Below are 25,127 nucleotides of genomic sequence, written 5' to 3' on the forward strand. Positions count from 1 at the left end.
GATACACTGTGCCACGGCCGTTGTCATTTGAACACGAGCTTGCGCACGGCTGATCCCGCCAGGCGTCTAATCCATAACAGCAATCAGGAGAGCGAAACATGCAGAACAAAAAAGTCTTGAAAGGGCTGCTGGCCGTTTCGACGGTGGCAGCCATGCTCAGTGCCGTCGGCGTGCAGGCCCAGACGTCGCTCAGTTCGAACCCGAGCCAGACGGGCACCAGCAGCGCCGCCAAGCCGAACACGTCCGGCAAGACCACGCATGAAGGCACCATCGACAACACCAACAGCACGGGCATGGAAAACCGCGCCAAGCAGACGGGCGGCACGGGTTCCTCGGGCATGGCCGGCCACAACGCGTCCGGCATGGCCGACCAGTCTGCCAAGACCGGCAGCGCGAGCATGGGCGCCAGCGGCGCCGGCCAGGCGGCCGCGGGGGCGGCTACCGGCGCCAAGCTGAGCGCGTCCGACGAAAAAATCCTCAAGGACATGGCGATGGCCGACATGGCCGAAGTCGAGGGCGGCAAGCTCGCGCAGAGCAAGAGCCAGAACGCCGACGTGAAGGCCTTCGCCCAGCAGATGATCGACGATCACACGTCGAACCTGAACGACGTGAAGGCGCTCGCGCAGGCGCGCGGCGTGACCTTGCCGACCGAGCCCGACGCCAAGCACAAGGCCATGGCCGCCAAGCTGGAAAAAATGAGCGGCGATGCGTTCGACAAGGCCTATATGAAGGACTCCGGCGTGCAGGATCACAAGACCGTCCACGCCAAGCTGATGGCGGCCGCGAAGAAAGCCAAGGACCCGGAACTGAAGGCCCTCGTCGAGAAGACGAAACCCGTCGTCGCGCAACACCTGAAGTCGGCCGAGCAGATGCCGAAGGCAAAGGCGGGCACGACGTCCGGCAAGTGACACCTCCCCGCGCTTGACCGCGCGCCGCGCCGGAGCCACGCGCGCGGCGCTGCCGCTATTCCATCGCAGCCAGTACCCGCGCCCGGTCTGCGGCCGTGCGGTTCTGGCTCATCTTGAATTTCGCCTCGAGCCTGTCGATGGCGATCTCGATGCCGACCGTCGTCCGCACGATCCTGTCGATGAATTCGGGCGGCGCATCCTCCACCTTCCACCCGGCGTGCGCATCTTCATGGCGCCGCGTCAGCCGCGTCATCTGGGCCAGGATCCATGCGGGATCGTCGATCGCGCGCAGCCGGCCGTGCGCGTGGACGACCGTGTAGTTCCACGTCGGCACGACGCGGCCGCCGGCCGCCTCGACGTCGTACAGCAGCGGCGACACATAACCCGACGCGCCCTGGAACAGTACGAGCACCTGCGCATCCCCCGCCTGCCAGACGGGATTCGCGCGGCCCACGTGCGCACGCAGCAGGCCGCATGGTGCGTCGGCGGACGGCGGCACCAGTTCGAACGGGATGTGGTCCGCCTGGAGGCCGTCGGCGCCCATGCGCACGAGCGCACCCAGTGGATGCTCGGTCATCAGGTGGAACATGTCGGCCTGCGAGGCCGTGGCGAACTGCGTTTGCACGTACATTATTCGAAACCCTCCACGACGATCTCTCCTTTCAGTGAATTGGCGATGTAGCAGCGCGCATGCGCTTCGCGATGCAGCTCGGCCAGCGCGGCATGGTCGGGCTGGTGCGTGCCGCCGAACGCGATGGCCGGGCGCAGCACGATGCGCGTGATGGCTGCGCGGCCGTCGGCGCCCGTGTCGAGCGTGCCGGTGGCGCGGTCGTCGTAGCGGTCGACGACGTAGCCGCGCGCGGCCGCCAGCGACAGGAAGAACAGCATGTGGCAGCTGGCGGCGGCCGCGACGAGCGCTTCTTCCGGATCGACGGCGGCCGGATCGGACAGCGGCACCGGCACGGACAGCGGCGACGACGACGCCGGCACGTCCAGCCCGCCGTCGAACTGCCAGCGGTGCGCGCGGCTGTAGCGCAGGTCGGTGAAGGCCTGGTCGCCGCGCTGCCAGGCCAGGGTGGCTTCGAATCGTTTCATCGTATCCCCATGTGCGAATGAGTGTTCATCTTAGGCGACGCAATGGCTTGCTAAAATGACCAATTATCACGAAGATGGGCGTACCAATCCATCGCGCCGCCATGCACGTCCACGACATCCTCGCCGCCGTCACGCTCGACCGCGATACCGCGACGCCGCTGTTCCGCCAGCTGTACGTCCATCTGAAGACCGCGATCCTCGACGGTCGGATCGGCGCCGGCGTGCGCCTGCCGGCCACGCGCATCCTGTGCGGGCTGTTGAACGTGTCGCGCCAGACGGTGCTCGCCGCGTACGAGCAGTTGATGGCCGAGGGCTATCTGGCGGGCACGGTGGGGAAGGGCACGTTCGTCAGCGCGTCGCTGCCGTCCGGCGCGCGGGCGCGCGCGGAGACCGCGGCGCCGATGGTGCGGCCGCTGTCGGCGCGCGGCGAACTCATTGCCGGCGGCATGGCGCGTGTGCTGCACCACGCGGGACCGCTGCGCGCCTTCCGTGCCAGCATGCCCGGCCTCGACCTGTTCCCGTTCGACGTGTGGCGCCGGCTGGAAGCGCGCCACTGGCGCCATTCGACGGCGCATCTCGGTTACGCGGCCGCCGCGGGCCATGCGCCGCTGCGCGAACTGCTGTGCGCCTACCTGAAGGCGTCGCGCGGCGTGCAGTGCTCGCCGGACCAGATCGTGATCACGTCCGGCTCGCAGCAGGCGCTGTACCTGCTGGCCCAGCTGCTGCTCGCGCCGGGCGAATCGATGTGGATCGAGTCGCCCGGCTACCAGGGCGCGGTGGCGCCGTTCACGGTGGCCGGCGCCCGCGTGTGCCCGGTGCCCGTCGACGACGAAGGCATGGACGTGGCCTACGCGGCGCGCCGCTATCCCGATGCGCGGCTTGCGTTCGCGACGCCGTCGCACCAGCTGCCGCTGGGCGTCACCATGAGCCTGCGGCGTCGCCTCGAGCTGCTGCGCTGGGCCGAGGCCAACCGCGCGTGGATCGTCGAGGACGACTACGACAGCGAATACCGCCACACGGGGCCGCCGCTCGCGTCGCTGCAAAGCCTGGACCGCGCGGGCTGCGTGATCTATGTCGGCACGCTGTCGAAGGTGCTGTTCCCGGCGCTGCGCCTCGGGTACGTCGTGGCCCCGCCGCAGCTGGCCGCCGCGCTGGCGCGGGCGAAGGCCGTCGTCGACCGTCACAGCCCCATCGTGCCGCAGGCCACGCTCGCGGACTTCATCGCCGGCGGCCACTTCGCGCGCCACATCCGGCGCACGCGCGACGCGTACGGCGAACGCAGGCAGGCCCTCATCGACGCGCTCGACGCACGGCTGGGGTCACGCGTGCGCCAGGGGCCGTCCGACGCGGGCCTCGACCTGTGCGTGCATTTCACGGAGCTGCTCGCCGAAGAGACGGTCGCGCAGCACGCGCGCGCGCTCGGGGTCGACGTGCGTACGCTGGGCTATTACACGAATCCGCAGGCCGGCGCCGACTGCGCCATCGCGCCCGGGCTGCTGCTGGGCTTTTCCGCGTTCGCGCCGGACGTGCTGCGTACCGGCGTGGACGACCTGGCGCGTGCCATCGAGCGCGCGGCCCGGGGCGGCCCACATGTCGACGGACGATGATCAGCGTTCCATTGGGCCGGGGCTCGCCGTCCATTCGCGTTTTTGCTCAGTTTCCAATGTGAAAAAATTACGGTTCTGCTAACAATGACGTCATCAATTGGCGTATAGTGCGCGATCGTGTGGGCAATATTCCCACGAAAAAAACCAATAGACCGCGCGCGGCCAAGGTGCCGTGACGACGCGTCGAACACGTCCAACACTAGATACAACGCGCACAATCATGAGTATTGTCGACGTCGATGTCCTGCTCGAGGATTTGGAGGAGGCCGCCCCTTGCGGGCCGAATCCCGAGTATGACGCCGCATTCCCGGAGCGCTAGCAGCGTGCGCTCGGCATCGCGGAAGTCCGGTACGGGGACACCCTTGCCCCGCCGTCCCCCCTGAACGGAAGCAAGTCAAGAAGCACGCCTGCGCGTCGCGGCGCCGCTCGTGCGGGCGCTGCCGGCCAGACGAGCTACGAACACGACGACTATCCCGGTCGCTACCGGTGCTGCATCCGGCCAGGGCGCCGAACGGTTCGCTGTTCTGACGTCGGCGACATGGAATTCAATCACGAGAACACATCATGAAACTTTCGATCGCCGCCAAATTCAACTTGGTGTTCCTGTCGATCTTCGCCGCCGGCTTCCTTGCCGCCGGCGTCGTCGCGGACCGCCTGCTCAAGGAGAGCGCGCGCGAGGAAACCTTGCAGAACGCACGCCTGCTGCTGGAAGCGGCCAAGAGCGTGCGCGGCTACACGGCGAGCCAGATCCAGCCGCTGCTGAAGGACCAGATGAAAGTCGAGTTCCACCCGCAGTCGGTGCCGTCGTATTCGGCCGTCGAGAACCTCAACGTGATCCTCAAGTCCTACCCCGACTTCGCGTACAAGGAAGCGACGCTGAACCCGACGAACCTGCGCGACAAGGCGTCGGATTGGGAAGTCGACGTCATCCAGACCTTGCGGAACAAGCCCGACATGAAGGAATTCGTCGGCGAGCGCGACACGGCGACGGGCCACAGCCTGTACATTGCGCGGCCGCTGCAGATCAAGGACCCTGTCTGCCTGGGCTGCCACACGACGGCCGCCGAGGCGCCGAAGACGATGGTCGACATCTACGGCGCGAACAACGGTTTCGGCTGGAAGCTGAACGAGGTCGTGGGCGCGCAGGTGATCTCGGTGCCGATGGCCGTGCCGACGGCGCGCGCGGATGCGATCTTCAAGACGTTCATGCTGTCGCTGTTCGGCGTGTTCGTCTCCGTCTTCGTCGCGCTGAACGTGATGGTGCACCTGTTCGTCACGCGCCGCATCAAACGCCTGGCGCACGTCGCCGACGACGTCAGCATGGGCAGGTTCGAGGCGGACGAATTCGACGTCAAGGGCAACGACGAGATCAGCGGCCTGGGTCGCTCGTTCAACCGCATGCGCACGAGCCTGAACAGTGCGTTGAAGATGCTCGAGGAATGAAGCAGGACAGGACATGGCGACAATCGACAGGATAGGTAAATACCGCATCGACGGCACGCTGGGCAGCGGTGCGATGGGTGTGGTCTACAAGGCGTTCGACGCCGACATCGCGCGCACGGTCGCGCTCAAGACGATCCGGCACGAACTGCTGGACGGCATGCAGGAAGCGGACATCGTCGCCCGCTTCCGCAACGAGGCGCAGGCGTCCGGGCGCCTCGTGCACCCGAACATCGTCGCCGTGTACGATTTCGGCAGGTACGGCGACACGACGTACATCGCGATGGAATACGTGGACGGCACGCCGCTGAACACGTTCCTCGTCAAGGACGTGCCGATGGACCTCGCGGCCAGCATCACCTGCATCACGCAGCTATTGCGCGCGCTCGACTACGCGCACGCGCGCGGCGTCGTCCACCGCGACATCAAGCCCGCCAACATCCTCGTCACGGGCGACGCCCAGGTCAAGATCACGGACTTCGGCATCGCCAAGATCGAGTCGTCGACCCTGACGCAGGTGGGTGCCGTGATCGGCACGCCCAGCTACATGTCGCCCGAACAGTTCAAGGGCGAGACGGTGGACGGCCGCTCCGACCTGTTCGCCGTCGGCATCGTGCTGTACCAGATGCTGACGGGGGTGCGGCCGTTCAGCGGGCCGGCATCGACCGTCATGCACCAGATCATCCACGAGACCCCGCCGCGGCCCGGCGAGCACCAGCCGGCACTGCATCCGTCGTTCGATGCCGTGCTGTCGAAGGCGATGGCCAAGCGCATCGAGGACCGCTACCCGACCGCGCAGGCCTTCCTGGATGCCCTGAACGCCGCGTACATGCAGCAGACGGGCGGCGTGCCACTGACGGACGAGGACAACGAACGCACCGTGCTCGCGTTCCAGCGCCCCGTGGCATCCGAGCCGGCGCGGCCCGTGCATCCGGCGGCCGCGTCGCAGAGCGGCAGCATGCCCCAGGGGACGGGCAGCGCGTCCGGCCTCACAGGTGTCGCGCCCGACTGGCTGCAGGCGCTGGCGCCCGACCTGCAGACAGCACTGTCGACGCAGATCGGGCCCGTCGCGAAACTGGTGTTGAAGAATGCAGCGGGCGACGCCGTCGACCTGGACGACTTGTGCGGCAAGCTGCTGCCGCACATCGGTTCGGACGCGGGCCGCGCGCAATTCCAGGACAGCGTCCGCGAGATCAAGAAGAAGCACGGACTTTCCACCCTGGCGACGATGAGCGGCCGCAGCCAGACGGGCGCGCCGAAGACGGCCACGCAACTGGCGCAGATGGCGGGCATGCCCACGTTGCTGCAACTGAGCCCCGAGCTGATGGCGGCGGCGCAGATGACGCTCGCGGTGTACGTCGGCCCGATCGCGAAAGTACTGGCGAAGCGGGCCGCGAAGATGACGGGGAATCCCGACGAGTTCTATCGCCTGCTGGCCGAGAACCTGCCGGACCCGCAGGAGCGGGCGCGCTTCCTGAAGGACGTGGGGCGTGGCTGAGCCCCTGGGCGCCAACGACACGCGACGCCAATGCCCATCCTCCTGAGCGTCTACACGTACCGCAACGCGGCGCTTCGACCGCCTGGGCGGTGCCATCGGCCGCGCGCCCGGCAACGACCTCGTGCTCGACGATCCCGGCAAATACATCTCGCTCGCGCGTGCGCGCGTCGAGTATCGCGACGAGGCATTCTGGCTCGTCGACGTCGGCAGCAACCCGAGTTTCGTGAACGACCGTCCCGCCGGCACCGCCCGCCCATGCCGCAGCGGCCGTGCACGACCCCGTGATCCAGGCCCTGCTGCGCGGCCTCGGCCTCACGGAACTGAACACGAAGCGCGGCGCCGAGGAAATCGCCGAGATGGCGGGCGCCATGCTGCGCGAAGCGACGGCCGGCACGATGGGCGCACTGATGGGCCGTGCCATGACCAAGCGCGAGAGCAGGCTGGACATGACGATGATCTCGGCCGCCGCCAACAATCCGCTGAAGTTCTTCCCGGATGCCGGCAGCGCGCTCGCGCAAATGATGGGTGGCGCGATGCCGGGCTATATGCCGGCGCCGCGCGCGTTCGCGACCGCATTCGACGACTTGAAGGCGCACGAGCTGGCGATCATGGCGGGCATGCGCTCCGCGCTGGCGGGCGTGCTCGCACGCTTCGACCCCGCTGCCATCGAGGCGCGCCTGCAGGTGCCGACCGTGATGGACAAGGTGCTCGCGTCGAACCGCAAGGCCAGGATGTGGGACCGCATGGTCGAGCTGTACACGCAGATGGCCGTTGAAGCGGATCGCGATTTCCACCGCCTGTTCGGCGAAGCCTTCGGCCAGGCCTACGAGGAACAGGTCGCGCGGCTGCGCCAGGGGCGTCGCTGAACCCCACTGAATACGAATGTCGTGGAATAGTAAAGTCATCTGGACCAGGGAGCAGCAGCATCCGTTATACCTTTAACTGGTTGCGACTGAGATTGCTGGACGATGCCTCAACCCGTAGCGGCCGAATAAAACGCTGCCCTGTACGGGCGCAGCCGTGCACGGCCCGATCAGGAGACGAGGTTATACTCCGCCACGCCGGAGCTATCCCGAGCGAGATCGCGCGCGTCCTCTGCGGGGCAGCGGGATTTGACGCGAACAACTGTCGAATGCAACCCGGCACAGTTGGCCAGTCTCGGCCAGTTTGGAACCGAAAGGAGAACCGCGTGGCACGACGCCCAGGCATTTTTCCCACGTTCTTTTTGTCCGGCTTCGAATGCTCCACCTTCTTGTGGGGCGATGAAAAGCGCCGCCGCAACCTGGTCGCGGAAACGGGTCATGATCGCCATGCCGCCGACGATTATCGGTTCCTGAGCCGCGTCGGCATCGCCGTGGCCCGCGAAGGCATTCCGTGGCCGATGGTGGACCGCGGCGGCGGCTACGATTTTTCGTCGATCGATCCGTTCATCGCCGCGATGAACGACGCGAAGATCATTCCGATCTGGGACCTCTGCCATTACGGCTACCCGGACGATCTCGATCCGTTTTCCGATGCGTTCGTGGACCGCTTCGCGCGCTATTGCCGCGCCGCGGCCGAGTACGTGGTGACCAGGGTGCGTGGTCCGCACTTCTTCACGCCCATCAACGAGATCACCTTCTTTTCCTACTGCGGCGGCGAGTGGGGCTGGGCCGCGCCGTTTTACTGCGACCGTGAAGACCGGATGCGCCTGCGGCTCGCGCTGTGCCGGGCCGCGATCGCGGGCGTGAAGGCGATACGGGAAGTCGATGCGGACGCGCGCATGGTGCACGTGGACCCGCTCGTGCGCGTGGTGGCGCCGCGCGATCGGCCCGACCAGGTCGAGGCCGCGCGCAACGAGACCGAGGTCGACACGTTCCTCGCCTGGGACATCATCTGCGGCAAGAAGCATCCCGAATTCGGTGGGGCGCCCGACGTCCTGGACATCGTCGGCGCGAACGTCTATTCGTTCGGCCAGATGGAATACCGCGAGCACGGGCCGCATGCGCCGCTGCCGCCCGGCGACGATCGCATCTCGCCGCTGTGCGACATGCTCGAGACGGTGTGGAAGCGTTATCGGCGGCCGATGATCATCGGCGAAACGAGCGGTCTTGGCCACGGCCGCACCAGCTGGCTCAACGACGTGATGCAGGAATCGCTGGCGGCCGTGGAGCGCGGCATCGACCTGCAGGCCGTCTGCCTGTTCCCCTCGGTCGACATGCCGGACTGGCACAGCGGCGAATGGGTCCACAACGGCATCTGCGACGTGGTCCCCGACAACGGCGACCTTAAACGCGTGCCGGACCAGGAATACATCGACGAACTGCGGCGCTGGCAAAAGGAACTGAACCGGGTCACCCAACTGGACGCCGATCCGTTCAGCGATCCGGTCGAACTGCAGGACGTGATCGATGCGGCGCACCGGCTCCGCATGAAGCCGGACAAGAACTGGTGCTGAACGACGGGCGCGTCGCGGCGTCCATTCGCTTGACACCTGGCATACACACAACCTACGTCAAGTCCGCGGCAGTTCCCGGATCTCCACCGTGCCACCCGCCTCGTAGACCGGATTCCCAACCAGGAACGCCCGCGCCGCGTCCACGTTTTCGGCACGAACCCGGAGAAAGCCGGAAACGACGGTCGGCGCGGCCGTGTTGGCACGGCCCTTCCGGAAAACCGCGCCGGTTCCGATCGAACTGCCGCCGTCGAATCGACCCGACGCGCGCAGTGACGTCATGTAGTGCGCCCACTGGTTGCCGTCGGTGGCGATGGCGGTGCCCATCGCATCGCCATGTCGTAAAGATTGCCCCGAGGGCGCGACAACGATAACATTCCTTTAATAACACCGATAGCGCTAACTGCGCCACAACAACTGGAGACTACATGACCCACCCGTTTGCACGGCTGACGGCCGTCCTGCATCTGTCCGCATCGGCGTTGCTGGCCGGCGCCGTCGTGGCGACGCACGCCGCCCCGACCGACGTCCAGCTGGCCGGCCAGCCAGCGAAGGCAATGCAGGCGAGCAGCCTGATGGCGCCGACGCAGAACATCTACGGCCGCAACCACGTGAGCCTGGACGGCCGTTGGAGCTACATCATCGACCCGTACGAGAACGGCTATTACGACTACCGCCACACGCCGTTCGACCAGTCGGAAAGCGGCAAGGGCGGCTTCTACGACGACCGCAAGCCGAAGGACAGGACGGAGTGGGTCGAATACGACTTCGACCGCGCGCCGACGCTGACGGTGCCGGGTGACTGGAACTCGCAGGCCGAGAAGCTGCAGCTGTACGAAGGCACCGTGTGGCTGCGCCAGGCCTTCCAGGCCGATCCGAAGCCGGGCAAGCATTACGCGCTGTACTTCGGTGCCGTGAACTACGAGGCGCACGTCTACCTGAACGGCAAAAAACTCGGGATGCACAAGGGCGGCTTCACGCCGTTCCAGTTCGACGTGACGGACAAGCTGGCGAAGGGCCGCAACGTCGTCGTCGTCAAGGCGGACAACACGCGGCACCAGGACGAGATCCCGACCGTGAACACGGACTGGTGGAACTACGGCGGCATCACGCGCGACGTGCTGCTGGCCGAACTCCCGGCCACGTACATCGCCGACTACAAGGTGCAACTGGCGAAGGGCGACGCGCACCGCATCGAAGGTTTCATCCAGATGGCGGGCGACGCGAAGGCGCAGCAGGTGACGGTGGCGATTCCCGAAGCGGGCATCAGGACCACGGTGCGCACCGATGCGAACGGCCGCGCGGCGCTGAATGTCCCCGTCGATAAACTCGTCTACTGGTCGCCGGAACAGCCCAAGCTGTACACGGTGGAGCTGAGCGGCGGGGGCGACAAGGTCGTCGACCGCATCGGCTTTCGCACGATCGAGACGCGCGGCCGCGACATCCTCCTGAACGGCAAGTCGGTGTTCCTGCGCGGGATCTCGCTGCACGAGGAGAACCCCTTGATTCCGGGCCGGCCCCGCGGTCCGGGCGACATGCGCATGCTGCTGCAGTGGGCCAAGGAGATGAACTGCAATTACGTGCGGCTCGCGCACTACCCGCACAGCGAAGAGATGATCCGCCTGGCCGACGAGATGGGCCTGATGGTGTGGGCGGAAGTGCCCGTGTACTGGACGATCTCGTGGACGAACCCGGACACGTACGCGAACGCGCACGCCCAGCTGACGGACCTCGTCACGCGCGACAAGAACCGCGCGAGCGTCGTCGTCTGGTCGGTGGGGAACGAGACACCCGTGAGTGCCCCGCGCAACGCGTTCATGGGCAACCTGGCAAAGACGGCACACGCGCTGGACGACACGCGCCTCGTGACGGCCGCGCTGGAGATCCACCGCAAGGGCAGCGACATCACGGTGGAGGATCCGCTCGCGGATCTCCTCGACCTCGCAAGCTTCAATGAATACGCGGGCTGGTACTGGGCCAGCAATGCGGAGATGCTGAATTACCGCTTCGACGTCCGCTACGACAAGCCGGTCGTGATCTCGGAATTCGGCGCGGAGGCGCTCGCCGGCTACCACGCCGACGCCGATACGCGCTGGAGCGAGGAATACCAGGACACGCTGTACCGCAACCAGTTCCGCATGCTGTCCGCGATTCCCGGCTTGCGTGGGATGACGCCGTGGGTGCTGGTCGACTTCCGCTCGCCGCGCCGCCAGCATCCGTACTTCCAGGACTTCTGGAACCGCAAGGGTCTCATTTCGAACGGCGGCCAGAAGAAGCGCGCGTTCTGGACCCTGAAGCAGTATTACGACGACGTGCAGCGCCGCTACGAGGGCCAGCCCGCGCGCTGACGTGGCCTGTCAATCGCGGTCCGGTGCTCCCAGCGGGAACAGCGGACGGTACTGCCGCGCCTCGTCCACCGCGCGCGCGAACGACGGGCGCGCGAGCAGGCGTGCGCGGTAGGCGCGCAGGACGGGGTAGCGGTCGGCGATCGGATGCGTCCAGTCGGCGTAGAACAGCGCCGGTGCGGCGGCGCAGTCCGCGAGGGAGAAGGTCTCTCCCGCGGCCCACGTCTTGCCGGCCAGGGCGCCTTCCAGCCAGGCGTAGGCGAGGTCCAGTTTTTCCGTCGCGAGCGCGAGGCCGTCCGCGCGCTTGGTGGCGTCGCCCGTCAGCGCGCCTTCCACCGCGCGCTGCACCATGCTCATCACGTGCAGGTCGAAGACCCGGTCCATGAAACGTACGTCGAGCGCGGCCAGCGGGTCGTCGGGCAGCAGGCGCACGGGGCCAGGATGCGCCAGGTGCAGGTATTCGATGATGACGCTCGTCTCGACCACGTTGCGCTCGCCGTCCACGAGCAGCGGGAATTTGCGCAGCGGCCAGCGTTGCAGCCATTCCGTCACGTGCTGCGGCGTGTCCGGCCCGAGGCTGCGGAATTCGAACTTGGTGTCGTTCTCGTACAGCGCGACGAGCACTTTTTGCGTGTACGACGAAAAGGAATGACCGTAGAGTACGAGAGACATGGAGGGCTCGCTTTCGGTGGGTGGTGGAATCACTGCTTGCATTGTGGACCGCTTTTTCTAACGTAAATCACGCATAGTGAGCCAAAGGACGACTCCGGCGACGACTAAGGCCAAGCCATCACCGACTTCCCACATGACTTCGCTACTCAGGCGATCACGGTCGAGCACGGCACGATAGGGGGCGCCAGGATCAACATAAGCAACGACTTCCGCACCTTGGGGAAACCGACGCAAGGTCTCTTCCGCTTCGGCCCGGCCAACTGCTTGAGGGCCAAAGCGGACGACATCACTTCGATACGTGTTGGTACCAACTGCTTACGTGTATGCAATTTGTGGCCTATACGTCGTACGGCCTTTGCTGCTTCGCCAGCAGCGAACCGAACTGGATTGAATCGACGCTTTCACTCCAAGCCAATGCTGGGCCTGGTATTTCTCCCATGAGGATGCGCTGCCGGCTGCGATGCAGAAAATCCCAGCAGCAACTGCCGCTCCAGCGAACAATTTGCCCGCGAGTGTCACGATTCGTCCGTAACGTGATTTTATTAATTCGACCCGACGGTCAATGGTACGCCGACAGTTTTACTGTTGACCATGACCATGACCATGACGAGGACGTCAAAACGTCATCACAAACCTCGCCCCACCCCCGACGCCGCGCGCATACCGCACCCTGCCCCCATTGCGATGCACGAGCTGCCGCACCATGGCCAGCCCGATGCCGCTGCCGTTCGCGCGCGTCGTGAAGAACGGTGTGAAGATCTGCCGCACGAGTTCATCGGGCACGCCCGGCCCATTATCCGCCACCTCGATGCGCAACTGGCCGCCGCGCACCAGGCGCGCGCTGATCGTCAGCGACGGCCGGGCCACGTCGGCGGTCGCTTCCAGCGCATTGTTCGCCAGGTTCACCAGCGCCTGTTCCAGCTGGCCCGCATCGGCCACCAGTTCGAGATTCGCCGGCTCCACCGTGAAGCGCACTTCGCCTCCACGTTCGGCCCACCCGCCGCCCACCATCGCCTGCAGCCGCATGAACAGGTTATGCACGCGGATGCGCTCGGGGCGCGGCTCGGGCACGCTGGCCAGTGACCGGTAGCCGGTGACGAAGGCCGCGAGGCTCGTCGCGCGGCGGCCGATCGCGTCCAGCGCCGTGTCGAGGTCGACGGCGGTGTCCGGCGCGAGGCCGTGGGCATCTTGTACGAGATCGCGCGCCGTCTGCGACAGCGACGCGACCGGCGTCAGCGAATTCATGATTTCATGGGTCAGCACGTGGACGAGCTTTTGCCAGGCCTGCATGGCTTCCGCTTCCAGTTCGTTCTCGACGGGACTCACTGCGACGAGGCGTTGCGGGCGCCCGTCCAAGGTCAGGTCGACCGCGTTCGCGAGTGCGCGTTCCACGCCGTGCCCCGTGTCGATGGCCAGCACCGTGCGCCGGTCCGCGGCGAGGCCCGCGAGTTGCCGGCCTAAGCCGTCGCGGTCGACGATGCGGCCCGGTGCCAGCAGGCGGCGGGCGGCCGTGTTCAGCGGGTGCGGCGCGCCATCCGCGTTCGGCGTGTCCAGCGTGAACAGGGCGACCGGTGCGAACTCGAGCCACGTGTCGAGACGGGCCGCGCGTGCCGTGTCGGGCGGCGATGGCAGAGGCGTCTCCAGCGGCGCGGCGGGCGTCGCGCACGCGCGCGCGGCGCGCAACGCGAGGATAGCGCCACCGATCATCGCGGCCCCGGCGCATGCCCATGTCCAGGGATTGTCCGCGCCGCGGGCGATCCACCCGGCGCCGATCAGCAGCGCGGCCGCGAGCGCGAGCCTCCACCGTGGCGCCGCGTCAGAGTCCATGCTTGTCGAGCTTCCGGTACAACGCGGCGCGGCTGACGCCCAGCAGGCGCGCGGCGCGGCTGATGTTGCCCTGCACCTGGTCCAGCGCGGCGGCCACCGCGTCGCGCTCCAGCGCGTCCAGCTTGAGCGACGCCGGCTCCGCTGGCGGCGCGACGACGGACGAGGCGCGCGGCGCCAGGCCGAAATCATTGGCGACGTACTGGTCGCCCTGGCCCAGGATCACGGCCCGCTCGCACGCATGGCGCAGGGCGCGCACGTTGCCGGGCCAGTCGTGCTGCTGCAGCCGGTCGAGCGCATCGTCGGCCAGCGGCCGTGGCGCGCGGCCGTACTGGCGCTGGTAATGCGCCAGGTAGTGGGCGAGCAGCAGCGGGATGTCGCCACGCCGCTCGCGCAGCGGCGGTACCTGGATCACGATGGTATTCAGGCGGAACAGGAGGTCGGGACGGAACACGGCGGGGTCGTGCAGCGCGTCGTCGGCGAGATTGGTGGCGCTGACGATGCGCACGTCGACGGCGTGGGCGCGGTCGGCGCCGAGCGGCGTGACTTCGCGCCGCTCCAGCGCCGTCAACAGCTTGGCCTGGGCGGGCAGCGGGAGGTTGCCGATCTCGTCGAGGAACAGCGTGCCGCCCGACGCCGCCTGGAAGCGTCCGGCCCGCTCGTGGCGCGCGTCCGTGAACGCGCCCTTGCGGTGGCCGAACAACTCGCTCTCCAGCGTGGCTTCGGGCAGGGCGCCCATGTCGAGGGCGAGGAACGGATGCGCCGCGCGCCGCGACTGGCGGTGGACGGCACGTGCGACGAGCTCCTTGCCGACGCCGTTCTCGCCCAGCACCATCACGTTCGCCTCGGTCGGCGCGACGTGGGCGATCAGGTTGCGCAGGTGGCGCATCGATGGCGCGTCGCCCATCAGCGCATCCTCGTCGCCGGGAACGGCGGGCGCCGCGTCCGCGCGCCGCGCACACGCCTGGTCGACGGTCGCCAGCAGGCGCGCGTTGTCCCAGGGCTTCGTCAGGAAGTCGCACGCACCGGCCTTCATCGCTTCCACCGCCAGCGCCACGTCCGCATAGGCCGTCAACGCGATGACGGCGGGCGGTTGCGGCAACGCGCGCAACTGGCGCAGCGCGGCGAGTCCCGCGGCGCCGTCCGTCTGGCCCGGCGCGAAATTGAAGTCGAGCAGGACGACGTCCGGCGTGGCGCCCTGCAGGTAACGGGGCAGGTCGGCCGGATGCGCCAGGCTGTCCACCCGCGCCACGTGCCGGCGCAGCAACAGCGTGGCCGCGTAGGCGACGTCGGCGTCGTCGTCGAGGACGAGGATGTGCGCTGCGCTGGGCGACATGGGAACACCAGGAATGAAGGTGCGCCGATTCTAGCAGCCGTCCCGCGCCCCGCCCAGCGTTCCGGATGGCGTGGCGGCGAAGTGTCCGGAAGCGGACACCTCGCTTGTCCGGTCGCGGACAATCCGCACGCCGGAAGCGTCCGTCCGGGCCTGAAATGTCGTGGCACGGATGTTGCGAACGGTGTGCGTCATGCTCTCCAACCTGCACGATGATCTGGCCCCGGCGGATGCCGACGGTGCCGCCATGGACACCCCGCTACCCGTACGTCGCGGACGCCGCCTCGCCGCGCTGTGCGCCGGCGCGCTGCTCGCCGCCGGTGCCGCCATGCTGGTGTGGCGCGCGATGCCGCGCGGCTTGTCGGTCGAGGCGGCCAGCGTGCGCGCGGCCGCCGTCACCCGCGCGACGTTCCATGACGACGTGCTGGTGCGCGCGAGCGCCGCGCCCCTGCGTTCCGTGCTGCTGGATGCGGTCGAATCGGGCCGGGTCGAGGAAGTGCTCGCGCGCGACGGGGCGCTCGTCGCGAAAGGAGAGGTGCTGTTTCGCCTGTCGAACGCGCAGCGTCGCCTGGAGCTGCTGCAGCGCGAGTCGGAACGGGCGCAGCAGATTTCGAATGCGATGAACATGCGCATCGCGCTCGAGGCCAGCCGCGCCGACCGGCGGAGGCGGCTCGCGGACCTCGAGTTCGCGGCGCGCGAAGCGGACAAGCAGTACCGCCGCAGCCTCGCGCTGTCCGAGCAGGGCTTCGTGTCGGCGGCCGCGCTGCAGGACGCGGCCGACCGCAGGACGCAGCAACGGCGGCTGCTGGCCGCGGAGCAGGCCGATGCGCGCGCGGAAGAGCGCATCCAGGCGAACGCGCTGCAGCAGATGGACAAGGCCGGCCTGCGCCTGGAAACGGGCCTGCGCCTGGTCAGCGAGACCGTCGCCGCGCTGGAAGTGCGGGCGCCCGTCGCGGGCCGGCTGACCGACTTCCGGCTGCAGGTCGGCGAAACGGTCAAGCTCGACCAGCACCTGGGCCGCATCGACGATCCGGTCCGCTTCAAGCTGGCGGCGCAGCTCGACGAGTATTACCTGAACCGCCTGGCGCCGGGCCTCGCGGCGCATGCCGTCGTGAACGGCACCTCGTACGGCCTGGCGGTCAGCCGGCTGTATCCGCAGATCCGCGACGGCAGGTTCGCGCTCGAACTCGCGTTCGGGGAGGGCGCCGCACCCGTCCTCCAGCCGGGCCAGAGCCTGGAAGTGGCGATCACGCTGGGCGCCCCGGCGCCCGCCATGGTGCTGCCGATGGATGCGTGGGTCGCCGACGGCGGCGGCACCAGCGTCTACGTGCTCGCGGCCGATGGACGCAGCGCGCTGCGGCGCCCGATCCGCACGGGGCGCCGCAACGACAGCCAGGTCGAAGTGCTGGCGGGCCTCGCGCCCGGCGAGCGCGTGATCGTGTCGTCCACGGCCGCCTACGGCCAGGCCGCGCGCCTCGCCTTCGCCCAGCCGGCCGGCCTTTCAACCCAACCCAAGGACATGACACAATGAAGCTCGACGATCACCCACCCATATTCACCGGAGACGCCATGCTGAAGCTCGTCAACGTGACCAAGACGTATCGCGGCGGCGACGTGCGCACGCGCGCGCTCGACGGCATCAACCTCGAGATCGAGGCGGGCGAATACGTGGCCGTCACGGGGCCGTCGGGGTGCGGCAAGTCGACGCTGCTGGCGATGCTCGGCCTGCTCGACACGCCGGACAGCGGCGACTACTGGATCGACGGGCAGCAGGCGGGCGGCCTTGACGAGGCGCGCCTGAACCGGCTGCGGCGCGGCCGCATCGGCTTCATCTTCCAGAACTTCAACCTGATCGAAGCGCTGACCGTGCAGGAGAACGTCGAGCTGGCACTGCAGTACCTGGGCGTCTCGGCGGCGGAGCGGCGCCGGCGCACCGCTGCAATGCTGGACAAGCTGGGCGTGGCACACCGCGCGCGCCATCGTCCCTCGCAGCTCTCCGGCGGCCAGCAGCAGCGCGTCGCGATCGCGCGCGCCCTGGTTCCGAATCCGGCCGTGCTGCTGGCCGACGAGCCGACCGGCAACCTCGATACGGCGCGCGGCGAAGAAGTGATGCGCCTGCTCCGCCAGATCAACGCCGAGGGCACGACCATCGTGATGGTCACGCACTCGCCGGCGCACGCGGCCCAGGCCTCGCGCACCGTGCGCCTGCTCGACGGACGCATCGTGGTCGATGCGCTCCACGCGGCGTGAAGGAGCGGCGATGACCCGACAAGATTTCACGATCGGCTGGCGCACGCTGGTCGCCGACCCCGTGTATTCGCCGGTGGTCGTGCTGGGGCTGGCGATCGGCTTCGGCAGCTGCCTGCTGCTGCTCGGCTTCGTGCGCTATTCGTGGCAGTACAACGCCCACGTGCCGCACGTGGAGCAGGTCTACGTCGTCAAGCAGCGCGACAACCGCCAGCCGACGGCGCCCTGGTTCGACCAGGTGCCGTTGCTGTTGCACGCGACCGCGCTGAAGGCGCCCGGCGTGGACAGCGCGGCCGCGTGGCTGCCGACTCGGCCGCAGCAGCTGACGGCGCGCGCGGGTGGCCGCCTGCATCGCCACGACAGCCTGACCGTCACGCCCGAATTCGCGCGCACGCTGGGCCTTGTCGCGGTGCGGGGCGACCTCGATGCGGCGCTGCGCCGGCCCGACAGCTTCGCCGTCACGGAAGCGGGCGCGCTGGCGCTGTTCGGCAGCGCCGACGCGGTCGGACGCACCATCGACGTCGATGGCCAGTCCGTGCGCGTGGGCGCCGTCGTGCGCACGCCGCCCGCCAACACGACGATTCCGTTCGAGACCGTGTTCGGTCCCACGTCCAGTCTCGCGCCGCCCGAGATCCGCGACGAACTGGTGACGGGCAGCCGCGGATGGTGGGGCAGGATGCTCGTGCGCGTGCGGCCGGGCGCGCCCGTCGGGCCGATCCGCGCCGCGCTGCAGGACGCCGTCGACCATGCCGCCGTGCTGCAGAAGATCCCGGCCGCGACGCGCGCGCGCCTGGGCGGACGCAAGGTGATGGACGTCGAACTGGTGCCGCTCGGCGAAGCGTATTTCGACCGCGACGTCGCGGCCAACAACCTGGCGCGGCCGGGCCCGCGCGGCGACAAGACCGTGGTGGCGGGCCTGGGCGCCATCGCCTTGCTGATCCTGCTGCTGGCCGCGATCAACTACGTCAACCTGGCGACGGCGCGCGTGGTCCGGCGCCAGCGCGAGATCGCCATGCGCAAGGTGCTGGGCGCGAGTCCGCGCCGGATCGCCATGCAGTTCGTCGCCGAGGCGTTGCTGGTGGCGCTGCTGGCGACGAGCCTCGGGCTGCTGTTCGCGTGGCTGGCGCTGCCGCTGTTCGCCGAGCTGGTGGCGCGCGACCTGGGCGGCCTGCTGTCGCCGTCGAACGTGGCGGCGGCGCTGGCGCTGGGCGTCGTCGTCGGCCTTGCCAGCGCGATCCATCCCGTGTGGGCCGCGCTGCGCGTGGCGCCGCATGGTGCGCTGACCGGCCGCCAGGACGACGAATCGGTGCGCGCGGGCCGCGTGCGCAAGGCGATGACGGTGCTGCAGATCGGCGCGGCGATGGGCCTGGCCTGCGTGACGCTCGCCATCACGTGGCAGACCCGCTACGCGCTGGCGCAGTCGCCCGGGTTCGATCCGTCCTCGCTGCTGATCGTCGACCTGCAAGGCGGGGCGAATGCCAAGGACAGCGCCGCGGTGCGCGGGCTGATCGCGGCGCTGAAGGCCAACGGTGCCGTGGCCGGCGTCGCGATCAGCGAAGACGCGGTCGGTCGCCACGACGCCGCCTGGTCGCGCGAAGTGCGCCGGCCCGGCGTGGCCGACGTGCGCGTCGAGATGAAATCCGTCAGCCCCGATTTCTTCGAGCGGTACGGCATCCAGCCCGTGGCGGGCCGCTTGTTCGATCCGCGCCTCGACGCGGACGACGCGGCCGAACCGCTGGTGGTCAACGCCGTCACGGCGCGCCGGCTCGGTTTCGCCACGCCGGCCGCCGCCATTGGCCAGATGGTCGTCTTCACGAATTTCGACGACAGCGTCGTCCACAAGCGGATCGTCGGCGTCGCGCCCGAACTGCGCTTCCATTCGCTGCACGAGGCACCGGCCGCCGTCGGCTACGAGGTGTGGATCGCCGGTTCGACGCTGACGGTGAAGGCGGCGCATGCGCTGCCCGAGGCCGAAGCGGCCGTGCGCGCGTCGTGGCCGCGCTGGTTTCCGGATGCGGTATTGACCGTGCACCGCGCCGCCGACGTGCTGGCCGCCGATTATGCCGAGGACCGGCGCCTCGCCCGGCTCGTTGCGATCGCCACCGGCATCGCGCTGGCCATATCGGCCTTCGGCACGTACGCGCTGGCGGCCGACGCCGCGCAGAAACGGGCGCGCGAAATCGTCCTGCGCAAACTGTACGGCGCGCGCCGGCGCGATATCGCCGTGCTCATGCTGCGCGAGATCGGCGTGCTCACGCTGGCGGGCGCCGTCGCGGGATTGCCGCTGGGGGCGCTGGCGGGCGAACGCTATCTGTCGTCGTTCGTCGAGCGTGCCCCGTTCGGCTACTGGAACGTGGCGCTGGCGTTTTGCGCGAGTGCCTGCGTGGCGGTGGCCGCGATGGCGCAGCATGCGTGGGGCGCCATGCGCATGTCGCCGGCGGATGTGCTCAGGTAGAATCCAACGTCGGCACGCGCTGCACCCTGGACGATGAGGACTTGGCATGAGCAATCAGGAATGGACTCCGGTCACCCATGACAACTGCGGCCACGTGCCAGGCCCGTTCTACCACGGCACCAGGATTCGCCTGCAGCCGGGCGACCTGTTGACGGCGGGCCGGGCCTCGAATTTCGAGGACGGGCGCGTCTCCAACAACGTGTATTTTTCCGCGCTGCTGGAGCCCGCCGTCTGGGGTGCGGAGCTGGCGGTGGCGCTGGCCGGCGCGGCGGGCCGCGGGCACCTCTACATCGTGGAACCGACGGGCACGTTCGAGGACGATCCCAACCTGACGAACAAGCGCTTTCCCGGCAATCCGACGCGGTCGTACCGCACGCGTGCGCCGCTCAGGATCGTCGCGGAAGTGGAGGATTGGACGGGGCATCCGCCAGAGGTGCTGCGGCAGATGCTCGACCACCTCGAGGAATTGCGGCGCGCGGGGCGCGCCGTGATCGAAGACTAGGTCAGCCCCGCGTGCGCTTGCGTGCGCGGCGCGCGGCCAGCAGCGCGGCCACACCGGCGCCACCCAGCAACAGGGTACCCGGTTCCGGCGCGGCGCCGGGTTTCGTCGGCGTCTTGCCGGGTTTGTCCGTGGTGCCGGGCAGGTCCGTCGTCGGCGGCAGCAGGGTGCCCGGGATCTCCGCCGGCGGCTTCGTGCCCGGGTCGGTGGAGGGCAGCTTGGTGTCGTCCAACGTCGTCGGCAACTTCGGGTCGGGGGTCGGCGAGCCGCCCTTGTCCGTACCGCCGCCCGTGCCGCCACCTGTGCCGGTGCCGTTATCGGTGCCGGTGCCGGTGCCGCCACCTGTGCCGGTGCCGGTGCCGTTATTGCCACCCGTGCCGGTGTCGGCCGGAGACGTCCCGGTCGCCAGGACTTGCGGCAGCGTGCCCCGGTCCCAGGCGCCGACCGGGTTGTTGTTGTAGTAGGCCGGTACGCCGGCAATGCGGTGCGCCAGCGGCGTGCCATTGTTCGGGACCGTGCCGCTGGTGGCGAAGGTCTGCAAGTGGAAGCGCTGGCCCACGGGATTGCCGTCGACGGCGAATCCGACCTGTGCCACGCTGCCGTCGCCGTCGCCTTCCTCCGCCTGCTCGACGGAAGAATCGAGTTCTTCCTCGCTCGGGCCTTTCACCTCGACGGGCAGTCGCGGCACGTCGGAAATGCGGTTGCCGCAGCGCGTGCGGATCTCGTTCTGGCCATCGGACAGCACGGTCTCGCCTTGTGCCAGCTGGAGTTTCTTCGCCGTCCAGTACACCTTGTCGCCCTTGCGGTACGAGACGTACACGCCGCGCGGCGCGGCGACTGTCTTGACGGTGGCCTTCGACGCTTCGAAGGCGGCATAGTGCGCCGCGACGACCTTGTCCACGACGATGGCGTGCGCCAGTTCGCGGCGGTCGAGCACGCCGCCAGGCACGATCGAATAGGCGTAGACGCGGCGCGTCTTCTTCGTCTCCACCTGCTCCGCGGCCGGCTGCACGGCGGTTGCCGGGGCGGGCGCAGCGGCCAGCGCGGTTACGCCCGCGGCCGGTGCCGATGGGGCAGAAGGGCGCATCGCCAGCGCGAACGCGGCGGCGCAGGCGGCCACGCCGAGCACGCCGGCGGCGGCCAGGCGCTTGTTCAGGCGTAAACCTTTTCTGCTGCGACGGATGTAGGCGCTGCGGTAGTCCATAAGAGGCTAGGCAATAAATAAGTAGGATAGCTCCTACAGAATAGCATCTTTCCTAACGTTAAATCCAGATTTTGTTAAAAAAATTCTATTTGCATAATGCAATGACGACACAAGTTGACGCGACATGACGGTACGTCCGGCTTCCCTGCGTACGGGCCATGCGCGGTGTTGTATGTACGACAGTTGTGTTGCGGAATTGATACGATCTAACGCCGTCGGCGTCAGCGTTCGATGAGCGCCAGCACGGCCGTGATGTTGTCCCGGCTGCCGTGCGACTTGGCCAGCGCGACCAGCTCGGCGCAGCACTGTTCCAGCGACTGCGCATGCGCGCCGGCCAGCACGCGTTCGATGGCGGCGTGGGGCGTATTGCCGTACAGGCCGTCGCTGCACAGCAGGTAGAGGTCGCCGGGGTGGGGCGTCGTTGCCTTGACGTCGGGCGCGACGGTGGCCACCGGGCCGATCGCCTGCAGCAGCAGGTTCCGCGGCGGGAAATCGCCGGAGACACCGGCTTCGAGTGCTTGCTGGTACAGGGTCTGGTCGCGCGTGAGCACGGCCAGCTCGCCGTCGCGGCAGCGGTACAGGCGGCTGTCGCCCACGTGGAAGACGACGAGCGGGCCGTCGGGCAGGCTTTGCCAGAAGCCCGTCAGCGTCGTGCCCATGCCGCCGCCTTCGCCGAGGCCGTTGTGCGCGTTGGCCTGGTAGACACGCGCGTTGGCGGCGTCGACGGCCTCGTGCACGGCCATGATGGCGGGCATGTGCTCGTCCTGCCAGGTCGCGTCCGGGTCGAACGCGTCGCCGGGGCAGGTTTGTGTCGGGGCCGCTGCGGACAGCGCGTCGCGCACCGTTTCCAGCGCCAGCCGGGCCGCGATCTCGCCGCCCTCGTGGCCGCCCATCCCGTCGGCCACGGCGACGAGGTTCAGCTGCGCGTCGATGAGGAAGTTGTCCTCGTTGGACTGGCGCACGAGTCCGACGTCGGTCAGGCCGTACGCGCAACCGAACGAAAGGCGGTGATAGATGCTCGGGGTCAGCTGCTTCCAGTGGCTCATCGACGGCGCGGCTTGCGTGGCTAAGGTGACGTGGGAGGGCTGCATGCTAGCACGCGCGGCGCCGTCCCGGTGCGCACGTCGGACGCCGCGAAGCTGAGCCGGATCGGCATCGCGGGCGGTGGCGATGACCTCGATGGCGACGCTGCGGATGAGCGGCCGCACGTGTCATCGAAGTGATTCATCGACAATGAAAATCGGCCCCGCAGCATGATGCCGCGGCGGTCGCGGAGGTTTATACTTGATGTATGAACGACATCCGCTGCACCTGGGCCAACATGGCCAATCCGCGCTACATCGCCTACCACGACCACGAGTGGGGCGTTCCGTGCCACGACGAGACGACGCTGTTCGAAATGCTGAATCTCGAGGGCGCGCAGGCCGGGCTGTCGTGGGAAACGATACTCAACAAGCGCGACAACTACCGTGTCGCGTTCGACGGCTGGAACGCCGGGAAAATCGCGCGCTACGACGACGCGAAGGTGGCCGACCTGCTCGCCAATCCGGGCATCGTGCGTAACCGCCTGAAGGTCGCGGCCGCCATCAACAACGCCCGGGCGTACCTGCGCCTGCGCGACGACGGCTTGACCCTGGACGACTACCTGTGGCGCTTCGTCGACGGCCAACCCATCGTCAACGACTGGCCCGACGGCGCGCGGCCGGCCCGCACCGACCTGTCCGACCGCATCTCGAAAGACCTCGGCAAGCGCGGCTTCAAATTCGTCGGATCGACCATCGTGTACGCGTACATGCAGGGCATTGGCATGGTCGACGACCACGACCGCGCCTGCCTGTGCCGCCGCCGGAGGTGATGTCATGGACTATCGCGCATGCTGGTGCAGCCGGGCGCGTTACACCGTCTTCGATGCGCATTACGGCGACGGGAGTGCGATCCGCGTCCTGACCGACGTCTGGAACACCGACCCGCACCGCTCGCCGAAGCTGCACGTGATCGCCGTGTGCGACCACCTGCTGCCGGGCTTCCACCGCTTGCCGCAGGCGGAGCCCGGCTTGACTGTCGACCTGGTCAGCGCGCCACTCGACGAGGCGCTCGCGCAGCTGACGGCGCGCGTCGACCTGTTCCGCCTGCACGACATCGAACAAGCCGGCACCGACTTCGCGCGCCACGTCGCGCGCGTGGCCGCGCAGGATGCGCACCTGCTCGCGCAAGGCCTCACGCCAGCGCAGATCGACGCGCTGACGGCGCAAGGCTTCGTGTTCGATGCCGGTGGCCAGCACGCGCGCTTCGCCAGCCGCAAGCCGCGCGCGCCGGTACCGCCCGCGCCCGAGCGGCGCGCCATCGTGCTCGGTGCCGGCATCGCCGGTGCCGCCGCCGCCGAACGCCTGTGCGCGCGCGGGTGGCAGGTGACCCTCGTCGACCGCCAACCGCAGCCCGCGATGGAAGCGTCGGGCAACCTGGCCGGCATCTTCATGCCGCTGCTGTCGAAGGACGACAACGTGCCCACGCGCCTGACGCGCGCCGCCTACCTGTACGCGCTGCGCCACTGGGAACGGCTGGGCGGCATCGGCCGCGCCATCGAGGGCGACACGTGCGGCGTGCTGCAGCTCGCGCGCGATGCCGACCATGCCGACGTGCAGCGCGCCATCGCCGCAGGCAAGTCGCTGCCGCCCGATTTCGCCGAGTGGCTCGAGCGGCCCGCGGCGGAAGCCTTGCTCGGCCTGCCGGCGCCGGACGGCGGCTGGCTGTTCCGCGGCGCCGGCTGGGCGCGGCCCGGCAGCGTGTGCGATGCAATGCTGGCAGCGTGCGGCGGTCGGCTCGAACGGCGCTTCGGCGTGGGCGACGTACGCATCGAGCGCACCGGCGAGCGCTGGCGCCTGACGGATGCGCATGGCGCCACGGTGGCGTGCGCGCCGAACCTGATCCTCGCCAACGGCAGCGGCGCCGTCGCCGTGCCGCAGGCTGCGCAGCTGCCCCTGACGACCTTGCGCGGGCAGGTGTCGCACGTGCCCGCCGGGATGGTGCCGAAGCTGCCCGTCGTGCTGTGCCGCGAAGCGTATCTGACGCCGGCCGCCGGTGGCGTGTGCAGCGCCGGGGCGACGTACGATGCCGATCCGAACCCGGCGCTGTCGCCGGAAAGTCACGCGGAAAACCTGGAGCGCCTGCGCGGCCTGCTGTCCGATCCGCAGGCTGCCAGGGACGCGCCGCTGGAGGGCCGCGTGGGCTTTCGCTGCGTCGCGCCGGACCGGTTGCCGCTCGTCGGCCGCCTGCCGGACTTCGACGCGGCCGGCACCACCGAGCGCCTGCGCGACGTGCCGCGCCATCCAGGCCTGTACGCGTTGCTCGGGTATGCGTCGCGCGGCCTGATCTGGGCGGGCTTCTCCGCCGAATTGCTGGCCGCACAGATCGAAGGCGAGCCGCTGCCGCTGGAAGCCAGCCTCGTCGACGCGCTCGATCCGGCCCGCTTCGTGTTGCGCGCACGCCGCGCGCCGCGGGGTCCGCAGTCCGAAAATTGATTTCTTTCGGGAAACCGAAAGTTTCAAAGGTATAATGTGTGCAGAGCA

21 protein-coding genes and 2 pseudogenes are annotated in these 25,127 nt (G+C 68.6%); 14 read left to right on the forward strand and 9 right to left on the reverse strand.

Annotated elements, in window-relative coordinates; genetic code table 11:
* The first annotated feature begins 98 nt into the window (after positions 1-98).
* Positions 99-908, forward strand: coding sequence for a DUF4142 domain-containing protein (locus HAV22_RS12985; protein ID WP_166859510.1), 810 nt, complete (start codon positions 99-101; stop codon positions 906-908).
* Between the two features lie 55 nt (positions 909-963).
* Here HAV22_RS12985 and HAV22_RS12990 read toward each other — a convergent pair whose 3' ends face one another.
* Positions 964-1,533, reverse strand: a complete 570-nt coding sequence (locus tag HAV22_RS12990; RefSeq protein ID WP_371869634.1) for an FMN-binding negative transcriptional regulator — start codon at positions 1,531-1,533, stop codon at positions 964-966.
* 5 nt (positions 1,534-1,538) lie between these two features.
* Positions 1,539-2,003 carry an OsmC family protein gene (locus HAV22_RS12995; protein ID WP_166859512.1) on the reverse strand — a complete coding sequence of 155 codons (465 nt, stop codon included), beginning with the start codon at positions 2,001-2,003 and terminating at the stop codon, positions 1,539-1,541.
* Between the two features lie 101 nt (positions 2,004-2,104).
* Between HAV22_RS12995 and pdxR the strand changes: the two genes are divergently transcribed.
* The 6 genes and pseudogenes from pdxR to HAV22_RS13020 all read left to right on the forward strand — a co-directional run bounded on the left by pdxR (position 2,105) and on the right by HAV22_RS13020 (position 8,985).
* Positions 2,105-3,610: a MocR-like pyridoxine biosynthesis transcription factor PdxR gene (gene pdxR / locus HAV22_RS13000; protein WP_166859513.1), complete on the forward strand. Its 1,506-nt coding sequence runs from the start codon at positions 2,105-2,107 to the stop codon at positions 3,608-3,610.
* A 564-nt stretch (positions 3,611-4,174) separates the two neighbouring features.
* The gene (locus HAV22_RS13005; protein ID WP_166859514.1) at positions 4,175-5,053 is read left to right on the forward strand and encodes a c-type heme family protein; all 879 of its coding nucleotides are present in this window, start codon (positions 4,175-4,177) and stop codon (positions 5,051-5,053) included.
* A 13-nt stretch (positions 5,054-5,066) separates the two neighbouring features.
* On the forward strand, positions 5,067-6,548 hold the full coding sequence (locus tag HAV22_RS13010) for a serine/threonine-protein kinase (RefSeq protein ID WP_166859515.1): 1,482 nt from the start codon (positions 5,067-5,069) through the stop codon (positions 6,546-6,548).
* Between the two features lie 94 nt (positions 6,549-6,642).
* Positions 6,643-6,783 (forward strand): annotated as a pseudogene (locus tag HAV22_RS31820) (FHA domain-containing protein); the annotation flags it as partial.
* Between the two features lie 34 nt (positions 6,784-6,817).
* Positions 6,818-7,414, forward strand: a complete 597-nt coding sequence (gene tagH / locus HAV22_RS30835) for a type VI secretion system-associated FHA domain protein TagH (RefSeq protein WP_208296177.1) — start codon at positions 6,818-6,820, stop codon at positions 7,412-7,414.
* Positions 7,415-7,737: 323 nt separating this feature from the next.
* The gene (locus HAV22_RS13020) at positions 7,738-8,985 is read left to right on the forward strand and encodes a glycoside hydrolase family 1 protein (RefSeq protein WP_371869635.1); all 1,248 of its coding nucleotides are present in this window, start codon (positions 7,738-7,740) and stop codon (positions 8,983-8,985) included.
* 57 nt (positions 8,986-9,042) lie between these two features.
* Here HAV22_RS13020 and HAV22_RS13025 read toward each other — a convergent pair whose 3' ends face one another.
* Positions 9,043-9,309 (reverse strand): YciI family protein, encoded by a 267-nt coding sequence (locus HAV22_RS13025; RefSeq protein ID WP_166859516.1) that lies wholly within the window; start codon positions 9,307-9,309, stop codon positions 9,043-9,045.
* Positions 9,310-9,410: 101 nt separating this feature from the next.
* Here HAV22_RS13025 and HAV22_RS13030 point away from each other — a divergent pair, with 101 nt between their 5' ends.
* Entirely contained in the window at positions 9,411-11,330 is a 1,920-nt protein-coding gene (locus tag HAV22_RS13030) for a glycoside hydrolase family 2 protein (protein WP_229421214.1), read from the forward strand.
* Positions 11,331-11,339: 9 nt separating this feature from the next.
* Here the strand turns inward: HAV22_RS13030 and HAV22_RS13035 are convergent, their stop codons facing one another.
* From HAV22_RS13035 to HAV22_RS13050, 4 genes and pseudogenes are all read right to left on the reverse strand, one after another.
* Complete coding sequence (locus HAV22_RS13035; RefSeq protein WP_166859517.1) at positions 11,340-11,999, reverse strand: glutathione S-transferase family protein; 660 nt, start codon at positions 11,997-11,999, stop codon at positions 11,340-11,342.
* A 57-nt stretch (positions 12,000-12,056) separates the two neighbouring features.
* Positions 12,057-12,296 (reverse strand): annotated as a pseudogene (locus HAV22_RS31825) (DUF3592 domain-containing protein); the annotation flags it as partial.
* A gap of 318 nt (positions 12,297-12,614) precedes the next feature.
* Positions 12,615-13,826: a sensor histidine kinase gene (locus HAV22_RS13045; RefSeq protein WP_229421215.1), complete on the reverse strand. Its 1,212-nt coding sequence runs from the start codon at positions 13,824-13,826 to the stop codon at positions 12,615-12,617.
* Positions 13,816-15,159 (reverse strand): sigma-54-dependent transcriptional regulator, encoded by a 1,344-nt coding sequence (locus HAV22_RS13050; RefSeq protein ID WP_166859519.1) that lies wholly within the window; start codon positions 15,157-15,159, stop codon positions 13,816-13,818. The genes HAV22_RS13045 and HAV22_RS13050 overlap by 11 nt, the downstream gene beginning before the upstream one ends.
* A gap of 190 nt (positions 15,160-15,349) precedes the next feature.
* On the opposite strand from HAV22_RS13050, the gene HAV22_RS13055 reads away from it, so the two are divergent.
* The 4 genes from HAV22_RS13055 to arr are packed head-to-tail and all read left to right on the forward strand — an operon-like array spanning position 15,350 to position 20,360.
* Positions 15,350-16,687 (forward strand): efflux RND transporter periplasmic adaptor subunit, encoded by a 1,338-nt coding sequence (locus tag HAV22_RS13055; protein WP_229421216.1) that lies wholly within the window; start codon positions 15,350-15,352, stop codon positions 16,685-16,687.
* A gap of 38 nt (positions 16,688-16,725) precedes the next feature.
* Complete coding sequence (locus HAV22_RS13060; RefSeq protein ID WP_166859520.1) at positions 16,726-17,406, forward strand: ABC transporter ATP-binding protein; 681 nt, start codon at positions 16,726-16,728, stop codon at positions 17,404-17,406.
* 10 nt (positions 17,407-17,416) lie between these two features.
* Complete coding sequence (locus HAV22_RS13065) at positions 17,417-19,858, forward strand: FtsX-like permease family protein (RefSeq protein ID WP_166859521.1); 2,442 nt, start codon at positions 17,417-17,419, stop codon at positions 19,856-19,858.
* A 46-nt stretch (positions 19,859-19,904) separates the two neighbouring features.
* Complete coding sequence (gene arr / locus HAV22_RS13070; protein ID WP_166859522.1) at positions 19,905-20,360, forward strand: NAD(+)--rifampin ADP-ribosyltransferase; 456 nt, start codon at positions 19,905-19,907, stop codon at positions 20,358-20,360.
* Between the two features lies 1 nt (position 20,361).
* Here arr and HAV22_RS13075 read toward each other — a convergent pair whose 3' ends face one another.
* On the reverse strand, positions 20,362-21,561 hold the full coding sequence (locus HAV22_RS13075) for a PEP-CTERM sorting domain-containing protein (RefSeq protein WP_166859523.1): 1,200 nt from the start codon (positions 21,559-21,561) through the stop codon (positions 20,362-20,364).
* Positions 21,562-21,782: 221 nt separating this feature from the next.
* Entirely contained in the window at positions 21,783-22,652 is an 870-nt protein-coding gene (locus HAV22_RS13080; protein ID WP_208296178.1) for a PP2C family protein-serine/threonine phosphatase, read from the reverse strand.
* Between the two features lie 200 nt (positions 22,653-22,852).
* Here HAV22_RS13080 and HAV22_RS13085 point away from each other — a divergent pair, with 200 nt between their 5' ends.
* Positions 22,853-23,416, forward strand: a complete 564-nt coding sequence (locus HAV22_RS13085; RefSeq protein WP_166859524.1) for a DNA-3-methyladenine glycosylase I — start codon at positions 22,853-22,855, stop codon at positions 23,414-23,416.
* Positions 23,417-23,420: 4 nt separating this feature from the next.
* Positions 23,421-25,079, forward strand: coding sequence for an FAD-dependent 5-carboxymethylaminomethyl-2-thiouridine(34) oxidoreductase MnmC1 (gene mnmC1, locus HAV22_RS13090; protein WP_166859525.1), 1,659 nt, complete (start codon positions 23,421-23,423; stop codon positions 25,077-25,079).
* Positions 25,080-25,127 lie beyond the last annotated feature (48 nt).

Origin of the sequence: Telluria antibiotica (assembly GCF_011682055.1) — a bacterium.
Lineage (GTDB): Bacteria > Pseudomonadota > Gammaproteobacteria > Burkholderiales > Burkholderiaceae_D > Telluria > Telluria antibiotica.

What these genes read in the sequence shown, in the direction of transcription:
- HAV22_RS12985 (WP_166859510.1), top strand. Translation starts at nt 99, where the DNA reads ATGCAGAACAAAAAAGTCTTGAAAGGGCTGCTGGCCGTTTCGACGGTG.
- HAV22_RS12995 (WP_166859512.1), bottom strand. Translation starts at nt 2,003, where the DNA reads ATGAAACGATTCGAAGCCACCCTGGCCTGGCAGCGCGGCGACCAGGCC.
- pdxR (WP_166859513.1), top strand. Translation starts at nt 2,105, where the DNA reads ATGCACGTCCACGACATCCTCGCCGCCGTCACGCTCGACCGCGATACC.
- HAV22_RS13005 (WP_166859514.1), top strand. Translation starts at nt 4,175, where the DNA reads ATGAAACTTTCGATCGCCGCCAAATTCAACTTGGTGTTCCTGTCGATC.
- HAV22_RS13010 (WP_166859515.1), top strand. Translation starts at nt 5,067, where the DNA reads ATGGCGACAATCGACAGGATAGGTAAATACCGCATCGACGGCACGCTG.
- HAV22_RS13025 (WP_166859516.1), bottom strand. Translation starts at nt 9,309, where the DNA reads ATGGGCACCGCCATCGCCACCGACGGCAACCAGTGGGCGCACTACATG.
- HAV22_RS13030 (WP_229421214.1), top strand. Translation starts at nt 9,411, where the DNA reads ATGACCCACCCGTTTGCACGGCTGACGGCCGTCCTGCATCTGTCCGCA.
- HAV22_RS13035 (WP_166859517.1), bottom strand. Translation starts at nt 11,999, where the DNA reads ATGTCTCTCGTACTCTACGGTCATTCCTTTTCGTCGTACACGCAAAAA.
- HAV22_RS13045 (WP_229421215.1), bottom strand. Translation starts at nt 13,826, where the DNA reads ATGGACTCTGACGCGGCGCCACGGTGGAGGCTCGCGCTCGCGGCCGCG.
- HAV22_RS13050 (WP_166859519.1), bottom strand. Translation starts at nt 15,159, where the DNA reads ATGTCGCCCAGCGCAGCGCACATCCTCGTCCTCGACGACGACGCCGAC.
- HAV22_RS13055 (WP_229421216.1), top strand. Translation starts at nt 15,350, where the DNA reads ATGCTCTCCAACCTGCACGATGATCTGGCCCCGGCGGATGCCGACGGT.
- HAV22_RS13060 (WP_166859520.1), top strand. Translation starts at nt 16,726, where the DNA reads ATGCTGAAGCTCGTCAACGTGACCAAGACGTATCGCGGCGGCGACGTG.
- HAV22_RS13065 (WP_166859521.1), top strand. Translation starts at nt 17,417, where the DNA reads ATGACCCGACAAGATTTCACGATCGGCTGGCGCACGCTGGTCGCCGAC.
- arr (WP_166859522.1), top strand. Translation starts at nt 19,905, where the DNA reads ATGAGCAATCAGGAATGGACTCCGGTCACCCATGACAACTGCGGCCAC.
- HAV22_RS13075 (WP_166859523.1), bottom strand. Translation starts at nt 21,561, where the DNA reads ATGGACTACCGCAGCGCCTACATCCGTCGCAGCAGAAAAGGTTTACGC.
- HAV22_RS13080 (WP_208296178.1), bottom strand. Translation starts at nt 22,652, where the DNA reads ATGCAGCCCTCCCACGTCACCTTAGCCACGCAAGCCGCGCCGTCGATG.
- HAV22_RS13085 (WP_166859524.1), top strand. Translation starts at nt 22,853, where the DNA reads ATGAACGACATCCGCTGCACCTGGGCCAACATGGCCAATCCGCGCTAC.
- mnmC1 (WP_166859525.1), top strand. Translation starts at nt 23,421, where the DNA reads ATGGACTATCGCGCATGCTGGTGCAGCCGGGCGCGTTACACCGTCTTC.